This window comes from Enterococcus rivorum (genome assembly GCF_001742285.1).
Taxonomy (GTDB): domain Bacteria; phylum Bacillota; class Bacilli; order Lactobacillales; family Enterococcaceae; genus Enterococcus_L; species Enterococcus_L rivorum.
In genome coordinates this window covers 90172-105411 of record NZ_MIEK01000078.1, presented here as the reverse complement: position 1 = coordinate 105411, position 15240 = coordinate 90172, and the positions used below count along the sequence as shown (strand labels likewise).

11 protein-coding genes are annotated in these 15240 nt (G+C 31.7%); 1 reads left to right on the top strand and 10 read right to left on the bottom strand.

What is annotated here, in order from left to right; genetic code table 11:
• Positions 1-199 precede the first annotated feature (199 nt).
• The 8 genes from BCR26_RS17210 to BCR26_RS17175 all read right to left on the bottom strand — a co-directional run bounded on the left by BCR26_RS17210 (position 200) and on the right by BCR26_RS17175 (position 9620).
• Entirely contained in the window at positions 200-3334 is a 3135-nt protein-coding gene (locus BCR26_RS17210; RefSeq protein ID WP_069700186.1) for a MucBP domain-containing protein, read from the bottom strand.
• Between the two features lie 99 nt (positions 3335-3433).
• The gene (locus tag BCR26_RS17205) at positions 3434-3922 is read right to left on the bottom strand and encodes a hypothetical protein (protein ID WP_211272318.1); all 489 of its coding nucleotides are present in this window, start codon (positions 3920-3922) and stop codon (positions 3434-3436) included.
• Positions 3923-4124: 202 nt separating this feature from the next.
• The gene (locus BCR26_RS17200; RefSeq protein WP_069700184.1) at positions 4125-5213 is read right to left on the bottom strand and encodes a WxLIP family cell surface protein; all 1089 of its coding nucleotides are present in this window, start codon (positions 5211-5213) and stop codon (positions 4125-4127) included.
• An 82-nt stretch (positions 5214-5295) separates the two neighbouring features.
• Positions 5296-6075 carry a WxL domain-containing protein gene (locus BCR26_RS17195; protein ID WP_069700183.1) on the bottom strand — a complete coding sequence of 260 codons (780 nt, stop codon included), beginning with the start codon at positions 6073-6075 and terminating at the stop codon, positions 5296-5298.
• 32 nt (positions 6076-6107) lie between these two features.
• Positions 6108-6902 carry a WxL domain-containing protein gene (locus tag BCR26_RS17190; protein ID WP_245677021.1) on the bottom strand — a complete coding sequence of 265 codons (795 nt, stop codon included), beginning with the start codon at positions 6900-6902 and terminating at the stop codon, positions 6108-6110.
• Between the two features lies 1 nt (position 6903).
• Positions 6904-7248 (bottom strand): EF2685/EF0750 family sortase-dependent surface protein, encoded by a 345-nt coding sequence (locus BCR26_RS17185; protein WP_069700182.1) that lies wholly within the window; start codon positions 7246-7248, stop codon positions 6904-6906.
• An 82-nt stretch (positions 7249-7330) separates the two neighbouring features.
• Positions 7331-8020, bottom strand: coding sequence for a winged helix-turn-helix domain-containing protein (locus BCR26_RS17180; protein ID WP_069700181.1), 690 nt, complete (start codon positions 8018-8020; stop codon positions 7331-7333).
• A gap of 97 nt (positions 8021-8117) precedes the next feature.
• Positions 8118-9620: a helix-turn-helix domain-containing protein gene (locus BCR26_RS17175; RefSeq protein WP_069700180.1), complete on the bottom strand. Its 1503-nt coding sequence runs from the start codon at positions 9618-9620 to the stop codon at positions 8118-8120.
• 594 nt (positions 9621-10214) lie between these two features.
• Between BCR26_RS17175 and BCR26_RS17170 the strand changes: the two genes are divergently transcribed.
• Positions 10215-11672: a helix-turn-helix domain-containing protein gene (locus BCR26_RS17170; protein WP_139124989.1), complete on the top strand. Its 1458-nt coding sequence runs from the start codon at positions 10215-10217 to the stop codon at positions 11670-11672.
• A 76-nt stretch (positions 11673-11748) separates the two neighbouring features.
• Here the strand turns inward: BCR26_RS17170 and BCR26_RS17165 are convergent, their stop codons facing one another.
• Both BCR26_RS17165 and BCR26_RS17160 read right to left on the bottom strand, forming a co-directional pair.
• The gene (locus BCR26_RS17165) at positions 11749-13656 is read right to left on the bottom strand and encodes an alkyl/aryl-sulfatase (RefSeq protein ID WP_069700178.1); all 1908 of its coding nucleotides are present in this window, start codon (positions 13654-13656) and stop codon (positions 11749-11751) included.
• A 216-nt stretch (positions 13657-13872) separates the two neighbouring features.
• Positions 13873-15189 carry a serine hydrolase domain-containing protein gene (locus tag BCR26_RS17160; protein ID WP_069700177.1) on the bottom strand — a complete coding sequence of 439 codons (1317 nt, stop codon included), beginning with the start codon at positions 15187-15189 and terminating at the stop codon, positions 13873-13875.
• Positions 15190-15240 lie beyond the last annotated feature (51 nt).

Genomic DNA, 15240 nt, shown 5'->3' with positions numbered 1-15240 from the left:
CATTCATAACAACTTTTCTCCTCTGCCTTGATTAATATTTTAACTCGCATAAAGCAAAAGGAGAGTAGTACAAAACTAATCTGTTCTGTCCCCCCTCCTAAACACTTCTTAAATAGCTACTTTTTATAAATACAGTTAGCCAAACATTCTAATCTAGTAGTAAAATAAAATCCTTAATAGTAGAAATTGTAGTTTTACTTTATTTAGCATCACTAATCTTCCAAAGAATAGTTGCTTCATATTCCCCAAGTTTACGGACACTTCCTGCTGGAATATCTAATTGTAAACCAGTTTCTCCTTTATCCCACTGATCAGTTACAACATATTTCCCTTTTTCATCATGAGTATGAGTCAATATCGGCATTGCTGCATTTTCACTAAGAACGACTGTTTCTGAATCACTTTTTTTGTATCTTATCGCTTCAGGTAAAACCTTGTTAGGATCTAATTTACTTTGTAAAGGACTCTCCAAAGTTGCTGTTAATGTCCATGGTTTTCTGTTTTTAGTGGACCTATTATCCCAAATTACTAAAGGAACATCATAATGAATTTTTTCAACTTTAATTGGTAATATCCCCACATTTGTAGGTCCAAAATCAAACACTTGTGGTGCGGATTCTATAAAGAAGGTTCCTTCAAATTTATATTGAATAGTTTGAGGTTCCTTAGTAATTACAACAGCAGTTGCATTATCTGAAGACACTTTGTATCTCTCATTGATTAGTTTATTGACTTGTTCCGTTATTTTACTCTCTTTAGTTAAATCAATCTTAGTTCCAACTTGTCCAAAAAGTGTGATTGGATCAGCTAGCTCTTCACCCATGTCATTTAAAAATTTAACCGTTACTTCTGAAAAGCCTTTATTCACATTAATCTTTTTGAATTGTGAAGACATTCCTAGATTATCAACTGCAAATAGAGTAAATGAATTAGAACCAGTTACTAAATCATTGTAATCAATTGTATCATTAAATTCAACTTTTTCTGAAAATGGTATATCTTTATATTCAGCGACAACTTTCTCTATACCAGTTCTATCATTTTTTAAAATCACATCAAAGTCATGACTATCTGGATCGAAAACGTTTCCTGAGAAATTGAGATCCTCTTCTTTCCAATCAGAGGTTAATGTAATTGTGCTTGTAGGCTTAGTCAACTGAAGGGTTGGTACTCTTAACGTTCCATATTTCATTAACGTACTAAAGCTTTTCGTTGCACCGGGAGCAACGTTTTCCCCAATACTTTTCATAGTAAGCGCAGCGATTTGTTTTGCAAATAAAACTTCTTGTCCAACTATCAATTTTTCTTTTTTAGGCGTTTGAATGCCACTTTCCCATCCCTTACCTGTAATATGAACTTCAGAATAAATGCTTAATTCATTGTTCTTTCCACTTACGTCAGCTAATCCTCCTGCTGCCCAGTTATCAAATCCAATTGGAGATATTGCAAAAGTATTATTTTCTTTAGATAGTTTATAATTTAGTAAGATTCCTCTAAATCTATTTGTAGGAATAACTCTAGCTTCCGGTGATCCCCCAGGTTTAAGAGACTCCGTCTTTATTGCGACAGATTGCTGCATACCAATTTTTTTAGTAACAGCATTATTATTCTTAACAGTATACTCTAAAAACGTACTTCCATCATCATTTAACTCTTGACTCAATGTTATTTTATATTTATGACTTGCGTTTGGTTCATATAAAAAATCAACAATCAATTTTCTTTTTTCTATATCCTTCGTATAAACTACATTTTTCGCTCTACTAAAGATGTTTCTTATAGTTGTTGTATTAATTCCTGGTCGATCATATTGTACAGCCGGATTATCATCAACTATCAATGCTGCTCCAAAAGCTCGACCATAATCATTCATCCATGACTGGTCATTACTCATATAATTCGGTATAACATTCGGCTCATCAAATACCCCAGAGCTAGTCCAACCAATAGAATTTTTATTTCCCAAATCATCCGTAAGACTAATCGTATCTGTACTTGAACTTGATACGATAGCTTTCGAGGTAGCCGTTAAATAATTTATCGTTACATTCTCTTCTAATATATCTCCATTTTTATTTATAGCAGAAATCTTTAATATATTGTCGCCGTAAGACAGTTCATCCTTTGGAATGACAGTAGAAAATTCTACTTTTGGAGTTGTTGAACGTGAATAGATAGCTCTTTTTGTTTGTTCTATGACTCTTTCATTTCCGTTGGTTATATTTTTGATTGTAACAGAATAACTTTCATCATTACTGCCAATAATTTCTCCTGAAATCAACGCTTCCTTGTTGTCTTTTTCTAAAATTTTGGTCAAGGGAACATTCAGTTTTAATGTTGTTTTATTAACTAAGGAGTGGATGACTTGTTGGAAACTCACACTTTCTTCTGGTTTTACAATCTTCCCTGCAGTTTTTAACCCTAGTCCACCATTTTTAAAAGTTGTACTTTCCTCTGATTTAACAGGGAGATTTTTAGGCGTTTGAATCCCCGTTTCCCATCCGTTACCTTCTATTGTAGGTGGCTCATACAAATTAATTGTAGAATCTTTTATCATTTCAAGTTCACCTAATGCCCAATTATTAAAACTTTTTGTCTCAATCCAAAAATCATTTCCTTTTTTGTAATCCAATAGTATTGAATCCAAGGAATCTTGAGCCACAACAGACACTTCTTTACCAAAACTACTAATCTGGCTTAATCCAATCGTTTTTTCTTTTTGTGTACTATTTTGAATAGAATAATCTACCGTCACACTTTTATCTTCATTCAATGTTTGGTAAATTGAAATTGGATAGCCTTTATAAAGAAAAGATACTACTAATTTATTCTCATTAACTTTTTTTCCATAAACAATATTTTCAGCATTAAGAAAAATATTGTTTTTATCCGAAGACTGTTCTATAAATTCTCCATTAATAATTAATTGACTATTGAAATAGGGAGAATCGGAAAGAATTGCTTGGTTATTTACTTTGTAACTTGGAAACCCTGCTCCAACGTAAGTTCCTTTTGTACTTAAACTCTGCCAACTGATACTATGCTTTGTTCCTGAAACAGAATCAGTTAAGCTTATTTCATCTGATTCATTTCCAATTGCAAAATCTTGCATCAATAATTTTTCTTTTGAAAAGTTATTTAACAGCTCAAACTTTTCTTTACTGATTAGAGATGAATTGTTAGAATCTGAATCGTTTAAATAACTGGAATCATTTGTGTTCGATACATTTTCAGCCTTTATTTTAGTATTTGACTTCCCCGATATAAGAAATAAAGCGACGAGTATACTTAATAAAATAATAGGATATATATAATATTTAGATTTTTTGATCATAATTATTCTCCTTTCATACTTAGATAAGAAAACTAGCGACTCCCTTTCCTTTTACTGAAGGTACTAAAAATCATTTTTGTAAGCTGGACTTTATCAATTTTATTTACTTTTTTCAAATGAACTTTCATTCAATTTAAAATAGTCAAATACTTTTTTCTGGTTATTTCTCGTCTTTTTAATATCTTCTTTGTAGTTAGTATATAGTTCTTCACTTTCTAATACTGCACTAGAATGGTTCGATAAATTCAAGCCTAATTCTTTCATGTTTACATAAAATCTATTCAGTAGTATTTGTCCTTGCTTAGACAAAGCACCATCTGCTGTAGTTGTACCAAAACTGGAAAGTTTAGCAGATAGCTCATAAATATTTTTTTGAACTCTAGAAGTGTCTTCTTCATTTACATCAGCGTCAAGTTGTTCTTCGATTTTATTAATTAGATAATACCCTTGCGCAACGGCTTCAGAATCTCTAGCACCCAAATTGGTGGCTTGATAGTAGCGTAGATAAAAAGCCGTTCCAGTACTTACCGAACAACACAGTAAACAAATGAATACTTGTCGCAATTTCTTTTTTTTCTGCCAATTCAATTTTTTTATCGTTCGAAAAACTTTTTTTCTTTTCTTCTTGTTTTTTATTCTCTTCTTCTTTAGTAATTTAGCTTGCTTTCCAATTGCACAAAAAACATATAAATACAATAGTGAGAACAGGAAGGCTAATATGCCTAAAGATAACAACAGAACAAAAGACCAATCAAGGATCTTCAATACCTTATTCTCCTATTCTTATAAATTATCGTTCCTTCTTTTTTTTCCTGTTTTTCTTTTTTCTCAGTTTTTCTTTTTTCTTTTTATTTACTGAATGAACAATGAGGAAAACTACGCCAAAAATAACTAGCAATCCACCTACAAACATTCCAATTAATTTCCAATCGATTTTTCTATCTTGTACCAAACTCAAATCTTCTGAGTTAAATTTATCGGCTTCTTCTTTGGTTATTTTGAATGGTTCTTCCCAAGACCATTTTTCTCCTGCTGCTGTCGTTACAAGGATTTTTGCTTCATAATCTCCAGGAACCATCTTTTCACCATTCATAGAAATAGGAAAATTTATCATGGAATTAGGTGCCATACGCATATTAGACTTCTTCGTATTATATAAAACTTCTGCTGATCCTTTTTTCATTAATTGAACGTCAACAGTCATGTCTTCTGTATAAACTGGCATAATATTTGAAAAATTGACAAAGACAGCATTTCTATAGTTTTGTAGTTCAGGATGTACTTTGTTTAATTTCATATCTGGTTTAATTGCTGTAGTATCTTTTTCACTCAATAGCATTCCTACAAGATAAGCAAATTTATTAACAACCATGCCCGTTTCAGTTTCTTTTTTAACACCCTCTGCATTCAGTTGTTCTAATTGAATCCCACCAGAAATATATCCCTCAATTGTAGCTTCCGGCATTGAAATGTTAAATTCAGCCATGATACTACTTTTGGCTGGAATCTTCACCTCTTTAGGTCCTTTAACAATGTCTATAAAGTCATGTTTTAAAGAGGCATCATTTTCTAATTGGTTAGGACCATACTCAATCACTCCATTGCTATTCGTTTTAGCACCATTCATTTTCACACTAATTTGAATTTCTTCATCAGATGAATTATTCATCTTAATTTTAACCGTTTGCTTTTGTCCAGGATTCATCATTAAATCAAAATAAGTGACCTCATGATTATGTTGGTTTTCTGGTAGAATTACTTCAAAAGAAAAACCCTCTAAATTCATTTGACTATTTCCTTCTGCAAAAGTACTTAATGGAAAAAATAGTCCAACTATGTATATAAACATTAAAAGAAAACTTACTCTATTTTTCTTCATAAATTAAAAACCTCTCTTTTTATAGAATACTGAGATAAAACAAATCGCTCTTTTTATCTCAGTATTCAAAACTTTCACTCTATTACTTCACTTCAGCGATTGACCAAGTAATTTCTGCTTGATAGTCTCCTGTTTTAATAACATTATCTCCAGGAACAGTTAACACTATATTTTCATAATCAGAAGCATTTTCAATAGGCTTCTTAATATCACCAAACACTATTTCGAACACTCCAAATCCTTTACCGTCTTGTTTGTTTGTAAATACTGTTTCTGGTCCACCTTTTTCAGTTAGTGTAAATGTATTTACTAGTGCACCATCTTTAGTATCTGGCAATGTTGCGTTATTTGTTCCAGATACTAAACTAAGATTCTTATATTCAATTGATGCTCCAGTTAACGTTTTGTTACCATCAGAAAATTGTTTAGTCAATTTTGCCGATACTGTATAATGATTGTTTTCGCCATCTGAACGAATATCTTGGAATCTAACAAAGTGAGGTAAAATTACGTCTTTAGGATTTTCTCCTTTTGTCTTAGTTTTAAAAGCTGTTGCATTAAATTTCTTGTCAAGATCGTTAGCAACAATTTTGTGTGTATCAAAATCTAAATCTGTAACAGAAACGATTTTTAATGGTAATTTTGCTGGATTTTGAGTTGGCTCTTCGATTTCTTCTCCGCCTTCACCTGGTCCTACGTTAGGTGGATTTACAGTGTCGTCTTGGGTAAATTTGATTTTACCTTTACTAGTTACATCTGGTTTTCCTGTTTCTCCTTCTGCTTTCACGGCTGTCGGTAATAACATCCCGAAAGCTAATGTAGCCATAAAAGCTGCACTAACTAATTTTAATGATTTTTTCATTTGTGTTTCCTCCTATTGTGTTTGTTTTTTATTTATGGTAGCTCGGATAAAATCCAAGTTATCATCGTTTCGTAAGGTACCTGACTTTTTTTCGTTGCTCCTGGTACTGACAACGTTAATGCACTATTTTTAACCATTGGCTTATTTTCAAACTTACCGTCTAAAATTGGTTTGCCTCTACTATCTGTGATTGGGGATAACGTCTGCTTTCTCCCCTTATTGTTGTCAGAAGAAGAGCCAAAAATAATATGCCAAGTCCCTTGCCCAGTCCCCTGTTTTGCTTCTGCTAGATTATATGTTTCGCCAATATTATCCATATGAATAATATCTTTTGAGACAACGGGCGCTTCATTTTCAGAACGTGTAGAGTTCACCCAAGATTGGTCTATTGAAATCAGTGCTCCTTTTAATTCTTTGTTCTCAGCTTGGTCATTTTTAAACTGTGTTTCTTGCCTTACTTGAAGTTTCCAACCAGATCCAGTCCCTCTGTAATCTGAAACTTGAATAAAATTTCCTCTTGCTCCAGTATCTCCGAAAAAAAGTTGGGCATTCCCTTGATAAATTTCATCTTTAGACGACATTTTTTGCGCCAAAAAATTGAATTGGGGTACAAAATCAATTCTTAAATCACCTGTCGTTACAGGACTTACCCCTGGATTAGCTTTTACATCTGGATTTTCTGGATCTCTTACTTCCTGAGCATACTCCGCTTCAAATCGAACTGTTTCTTTCCCTATAACGCTACTTTCCGCAAAACCAACTATTGGATGAGTAAACATTACTAAAACAAGACTGGTTACACCTATTTTTATTTTCAAACTTTTCACTCTATTCGCCCTCCCCTCTTCTAATTTTCTTTTTGAAGAAAAAGGCAATGTACAGAAGTAATATAAAAATCCCACTTAAGAATAAACTTTTCCCAATTAACTCTCCTGTTGAAGGATATTTTTTGTCAGGTTTCCAAGTAACTGAGGAGCTATCCGTAGTAGATTCTTGACTCTCTAAGCTACTACTAGTAGTTGTTGATTGTGTACTCTCTTCTTCATGAAACTCTAATACCCCGTTAGTTTGAACTACCCCACCATCCATATCAGCATAAACATTTTTAGAACATCCAAAGAAAAAGAGTATAAACACCGTAAATCCTATTATAATTTTTTGTTGCTTTCTCAAAATGCTTCCTCCTTTTTTTTGGATCCCTATCAAACAAGCCTTAATTTCCAAACAAGCTCAATAGTTTATTTATTGACAGCTTCTATATTTTGAACATATATCCCTTAGACCGAATCGTCTTCAAAAAACGAGGGTTAGTTGAACTTCCTTCGACTTTCTTTCTCAAATTAAACATTAGATTACCAATCTTAAAACGTTGCTCATCAATATTCCCATTTTCTTCTTTCCATAAGTAGTCACTTATTTCTTCATAACAAATTGTTTGTCCTTTATTATCAAATAGAAGACCCAACAATTTAAATTCCATTTTTGTTAAACTTATTTCTTCTCCATTTTTTAGAACAGATAAATTTCTTGGATTCAATTCAATGCGATTTAGCTTTAAAAGGTTATTATTAATTTTACTAGATTGTCTTATAGATCGATTTAATGCATTATTTAATTGTAATGCAAATTCTTCATGGTCCTTTTGAAAATCGTAAACTCCATCCGCCCCTAAATGAAGATAAACTATGTTACTCGCTTTTGTTGGTGATTTTGAAATCACCCAAACCACTCCATTAAAAATTTTCTTAACTTTCATGAGTATTTCACAGATACGATTTAAATTAGATAGATCAAAATCTTCTATAATACATCCTTCCATATCACAAACCTCTTCTGATAAATCCTCAGCATTTATTCTATTAATTTCATGCCCTAATCTTTTCAATTCTATTAAATGTTCATATTCGTTACTTTCAGAAGTTGATACAACTCCGATTTTATACATATTTCCATCTCCTAAAAGTTATAAGTCGTTGTCCATTATTCACAGTCCAGTTTTATAAGATTGAAAAAGAAATTCAATTGTGCAATTAGATAGAAAATCATGAATCTATAGTAATCATTTTTCTATCATCAAATTTTTTGATAATCAAACTTGAAATTTCCCCAAATAGTGTTGACAAATCTGACAGATCAGAAAATGTAGTTACATATACACTTTGAATTTCTTCACTTAAGGAAGGAATGCTAATATCTGTGACAACAATATCAACTGGTTCATTAATATTCACTATTTTTATGCTTTCTCCGAAAAAAGAGGTTATTTTATTCTCCAAAATATCTTTTACAAAAACCTTGGAATTTTTTAGTACTATTTTTATTGGTTCCACTTTGGTTATGGAAAATTCAGCAACTAATGTGTAAATCATTAAATATAAATATTCCAATATTGCACTCTCTTTTATAGAAAAAAACAGTTTCCTATATAAATCATTACTTTTTAGTTCTTTAAAAATAATAGCTACTTTCCTTCTAATTTCTTCTTCAAATGGATCTAAATGAAATAAGTTTTTTTCATCATAAATATAATAGAATAGATGGGAATCTATAAAACATAATTCTAACTGTAAATGGAACAAATCCATTTCTTGCCTGATTCTCCAGTATAGATTTATGTCTTGAGCACCATCAAAAAAAAAATCGATGATTTTTTTCGTGAATTTTTCACTCATATATACAAATGAAAACTTTTCACTTGAAAAATAGTTGTTATAAGCTTCCATATCAAGTTCTTCCTTGATTAATCTTTCTTTATACAGAAAGAAAAGTGCAATGCTTAATTCATTCCATAATTGCTGTTTGTTCTTATTTTTATATATTGAGAAATAATCATATAATACTTTTGTATATATAGAATCAGTATGTAATTCAGCTATTTTCTGTAATCTCATAGGATAAAAGAGATTTCTTTGTCTGAAACGAACATTGCTAATGTGGATAATTAAAATAATTTTTTTCCTTTCTTGAAAAGTATATGAATTCCAATTTGATAATTTTCTTGATAAATACTTATTCAAGAATTCAAACTCTTGTATATCAAACTCCCATTGACTGCCACTACTTGAAAAAAAAAGTAGAAAAAAGTTTCTTATTTGCAGCTCATCTCCAATAATCTGATTAGTTCTTGATAAGCTTAATCCGCAACTACGAAGAATTCCTTGAAGCTTTTTTCTATATCTAGAAAAAGTTGAGGTGCTTATAAATTTTAAATCACAAAATTTGATGGCATCAATATTATCATATAAAAATAATTCCTTAATCATTTCGTATAATATGGATTGTTTTAAATAGTTACTACTAATTCCTTCTAAATCAAGGTTTTGAGCCTGAACATTTTTTATTTTTCCATTTATACAGACTGTTTCAAAATTCCCTTTGTGCTTATCATGTTCGTGTGCAAATTCTTTTACAACTTTTGACACTGTTTTCTTAGATAATCCTGTTTTCTCAGTAATTTCTTTTATAGTTACGGGATTTTTACTACTCTCTATAAAGTTAAGAATATACATTTTCCGATCAAACATACTATCTAAAAATAATCGCATTTAAGATTTTCTCCTTTCTATTTTTTATTCCATAAAATTTCAACTAGATACGATTATACATTCTATATATATATCAAGATTATCTTTTTTAGTTTTTTATTATCCCGAAAAAAGATAATTTCTATTTTTTTACCCAATATATATGTTCTTTCATAAATCATTTGACTTAAAGCTTATAGTCATGATAACGTAGATTAGCCACTCGTGATTTCCAAACTTTCCCCTTCGAAGAGCTTTTTTTGAAATGTCCAATTCAACTGATAAATATTTTTTTCTTAGAATCCCTCACAATCTAATCAATTTAGTTGAAATAGAAAGGTCTCTCTATAGAAATGTAAAGTACTCAAATTTTTTTCTACTATAAATAAGCAAAAGTATTCTCCCTTCATTTTCCTAATAAATATAATCGATATAAAAAATGTATTTTCAAGAGATTAAACATGAATAAAAAAAAGGAATTTATTCCCATTTTTTTTTACTCTTCTTAGTTTGTCTGCTATGATATAAACATAAATTTTTAACCAACTGATTCGGTAATTTAGATTTGGATGTAACATATAATCGAAAGAAGGAATTCTAGTGGATGATCTACTAATGAAAAAAAATGAGAAATTAAGATTTGCGATTTTAAAAAAAATAATTGGAAATAAACATGGGGTATCTATTTTTAAACTTTTGGAAGATTTCAACATTTCAAACACCACCATCTACCGGCATATTTCAGCTTTAAGATCAGATTTGTCTAATGTCTTTCCATCTAATGAGGTTCAACTATTTCAAATTGGCCAAAAGATGCTTGTCGATTATCCTACATTAGATTCAATTTACATTGTTGACTCAATGCATCTTTATTACATTAAGTCTTCACAAAGGACTACTATCATTGAAGCTGTGCTTAACAAAGTTTACCCTTCTATTGAAAGCCTGTCTCAAGACTTACATTTAAGTACTTCCTATACGTACAAATCTATTAATGTTTTTAATTCATTTCTTGAAAAGTTCCATTTGAAAATCAAATTTGATACTTCAAACTCTCGTTCAAATTTGGTCGGTGAGGAAATCAATTTGAGAGTATTTCTATTTTTTAGTCAATGGATGCTATTTAAGGGTATTGATATGCCCATTATCTATTCTCCTGTCCATGCTCAAACTATCAAGTCGCCTATTAGTCATAATATCTCAACATCAAATCAACTGACTCAGTTTACTCATTATCAAGCCATCACTTATTTTCGAATCATCGTGAAAAAGAAACACATTCAATTGCCTGATAATTTTTTTGACTACTTAAATATTTTTGAATCTGTTTCTCAAACAGTTTTTCCACCTGTCATAATAAAATCTATTGACAAATCCTTATTCTCTGATTCTGCTATTAAACAGGAGGAAGCTCTTTTTGGATTTACTGCTCGATATTTTATTACAAATATTGATTCGCCCCATACAAAAAAAGCTATTTCCAAAGAACTGTTAGCTTCTGGGTTACCTTTAACTGAGTTCATCAAAACCTTTTTAAACAATTTTTCTAAAATATTTAAAGTCGAGTTGACCACAGATGACTATTTAACCAATTATTATTTGTTAGCTGTCCAATTGATCTATTATCAATATATTGATATTGATGTTTCTTCCCTTGACCCTTCTAACAGTGCAAAGACAATGCTGAATCAATTAGAATTAAATCAAATAACTAGTTTTGTAAATGAAGAACTGCGCCGCTATATAATAGGAGAGCAAGCTAAAGAAAATCTTTTACCTCATCTTGCTGAGATTCTCTACATCATGCTTAAAAGAAATCAAAAAAAGAAATTGATTATCTTCATTCAATATTCAAAAAGCATTTACTTAGATGAATTTATAAAAAATAATTTGTATCTGACCTTTAATCCAAACATAATCAGTTTTACTTCTACTATTAAAAAGGCTGACATAATCATTTCAGATGTTTTTGAAGAGTTAAATGAGCAGCAACAAGTCTTCTATCTTGATAATCCTTATGATTTAAATTCTTGGAACGACTTAATTCTTTTTATTAGCAATCAGCTATTGTAAAAGTCCATAATCTTCCCATAAAAAATAGACGAAACCAATTTATTTGGCTTCGTCTATTTCTTTCTATTTATCATTTCTAAGGCGTCACTATATTGAATACTGGGTCAAAATTATCCAATAGAGAAATAAATTCAGTTAAAATAGACATGTCTCCAATACAAGTAATTTTTCCTGATTCTAAAAACTGTTTAAAGTTTCCTGATCCACTAAACAACTGATTACATATTTCTCTGGTCGTAGTTAAGGTTAAATCGACCTTTTTATCCGTTTTTCCTTTTCTATAAACCAGCACAGAATTTTCTACTTCAATAGAATATTCTTCTGATACATCTTCTAGCTTCCAAGTCATTGACAGCTTCTTTCCAGAAGCTCGTTCACTATTTAGACGAATTCCTAGAAAGTCTAATAATAAATCAAATGGCATTCCTGCTAAAACATCCTCGTTGACTCCTTTCGTAATGGTTTGCGGTTTCGCTCCTCTCAATTCAGCAGCTCCGGTTAAGAAAACATTTCTCCAGGGACCAGATTCTGATTGATACCCTAACTGTTCAAAAGTATCAGCTAACAACTCTTTCGCTTCTTGATTTGTTTCGTCAAAAAATACCGCATGTTTCAAAAGTTCGGCTCCCCAACGATAGTCTCCGTCATTAAAAGCTGTGGTTGCAATAGTCATAACACGTTCGATTCCTCCCATCGCTTCAACGTACTTTTTAGCTACGTCTTCTGGTGGCAATGGATACAAATCTGAGGGATGTCCAGAATACCAACCAATATAAAATTGGTAAACAGCTTTTATATTGTGATTGAGTGTTCCATAATGTCCACGTAAATACCATTTTTCTTCTAACCCTTGTGGGAGTTTTACTGATTCAGCAATTTCTGTTGCGGTGTATCCTTTGTTAATAAAATGAAGTGTTTGGTCATGAATGTATTTATATAGATCACGTTGATGTTTCAAAAAGTCGCTTATCTCAGCGTTGCCCCATGTAGGCCAGTGATGTTGTCCAATACAAATTTCATAACGATCTTCAAATGCTGCGATTACTTTATCAAGGTCTTTCCACCATTTATAAGAATCTCGGATTTGTGCTCCTCTTAACGTCAATATATTGTGCATCGTATGAACTGCTATCTCTGCAATATTCAGCATTTTAAAATCAGGGAAATAGATGACAAATTCGGTAGGTGCTTCTGTATGTGGAACCATTAAAAATTCCATCTTAACCCCATCAATTATTCGAGTTTCATGATCTTTTGTAATGATATCTGTTGGTTCTATTAAAGAAATTGTTCCTTTAGACGTATTTTTTCCAAGTCCAGCATCTACTTGTCCTTTTACTCCACGACTAAGTCCAGCCCCATACATATATTCAGAGCGTCGAATCATAGCATTTCCAGCAAAAACATTTTCAACTACGGCTTCAAATGTAAAATCTTCTGGTGCCACGACTTCAATTTTTCCACTTAGGATATCTGCTTTATCTACTAAACCTGCTGCTCCTCCGTAATGATCGACATGGGAATGAGTATACATAATACAAACAATTGGTTTTTTAGGACGATAGTCAAAATATAAGTCTAGTGCAGCGGCAGCCGTTTCTGTTGAAATCAGCGTATCTATAATAATTAATCCTGTCTCGCCTTCGATAATCGTCATATTCGACAAATCGAACCCTCTCACTTGATAAACACGATCGGTTACTTTGTATAATCCGTTATTCATATTCAGTTGCGCTTTTCTCCATAAGCTAGGATGAACTGATTCTGGTGCCTCGTCATTAGTCGAGATAAAATCGTACTCTTTTAAATTCCAATTAATATGCTTTTCCTCATCAGCAATGACTAATGGATCTTTGGTTCCCATAAAGCCTTTAATCGCATTCTCGAAATCGGCTACATTTTCAAAAGGAAGCTCTTTTTTTGCTTGTTCAAGTAATGCTTTGGTAAAGATTGTCGCATCTTTTGGCTGAATAGCTTTTGACATAAAAATTCCTCCTAGAATATTATTCAAAAAGTAATTGAGTAAAAAATAGGCGATGACAAAAAATTCTATCCCATAAAAAACTTTCAATTACCTATTTTTTAGTCTCTTACACTTCGGATTATACAAGCATTAGATAACTTTTCCCAATGATAGCCTTGGTAAAAATTAGCGTCTTTTACCAATTAATTACAACGTATTCTTGCAACCAGCAATGATTTACTTCAACTTCTGGCATTCAAATTTCTCCCCTGAATAATCTTTATAGATACAATTCCCCCTTAACAAATCTTGCTTACTCCAAAAAGTAATTCTTTCATCGACTCTATCTGTTTGCAGGTAAATTTCTCCTTCTTGTGTTTTTTCCAGATGCAATTGAAATTTATACATAATCTCGTATTTCTTAGCAATATACAAGTACAACCTCTCTCGTTCCATTTTTATTTCAAAGAAAATCTTTTTAGTGTTATTCACATATTCTCCAGTTATTCCTTCCATACTCTTTCTATCTAATTGAACGTCCAATTCTATCGGATGAGTAAACTCTTTACCTAATCTAATCTTAGCAATCTGTGCGGTAATCTCTGTCACAGGAATCACCTCTAAGTTACTTAAAAATATGACTGTAAAATTATCTTTTTCTAAATGCTTGACGGAACTAACAAAGCCATCAATATCTCCAAAATGTTGATAACAGGTAAACCCTAAAATTTCAGAAATATCCCAACCACAAGCATAGGTTTCCTGAAAAGGTTGGAGCATTTGTTTCTTAAAGTTCTCACTAATCAATTTATTTTCTTTTATTGCTTGAAGCCAAATCGCTAAATCTCTTGTCGTCGAAAAAATACCATATGCCCCTAATGGAAATGACCTATCTGTTTTAGCTGCTTGAATCTCTGTTCCCCAATAACTGTAACTATCTGCTAAGTTCTCAACAATATCCCTTTCGTTTAGACAGCCCGTGTCATTCATTCCTAGCGGTTCTAAAATATACTTTTTTAAGGCTTCTCCATAACTAATTTGCGTTACCGCTTCTATTATTTTAGTGAGGACTAAGTAGTCTGAAGAAGAGTAAGAAAATTGTGCCCCTGGTTCAAAAGCTCTTTCTTTATTTTTAAATGAGTCGATCATCTCTGTTAACGTCCAATTCATACGCATCGTTTCTTCCCAAAAATTATCAAACGAGGTGAAGTTTGGTATGCCAGAACTACAAGTTAGACAGTGATAGATTGTTATTCTCTTACTATTTGGAAAATCTTTTATATATTGATTGATGCTTTCATGGATGTCTACCTTCTTTTCTTGATACAAAATGAACATAAGCATAGCCGTAAAGGCTTTAGTCAAGGAACCTATTTGAAACCGTGTCTTTGAATTATTTTTAATCGTAAATTCTACAGACGACAACCCATGCCTTTTTTCAACCACTATTTTCCCTTCATCTATTACAATTAAATTCCCCCATAGATAGCCTTTTTCCTCATAATAGGAGAGATAATTCTTTAAGGTGCTTACATAATCTTCAATTTCTTTCACCAAAAACTTCTCCTTTTACCAACTATTCATAAACCTCAATATTACAAGTCT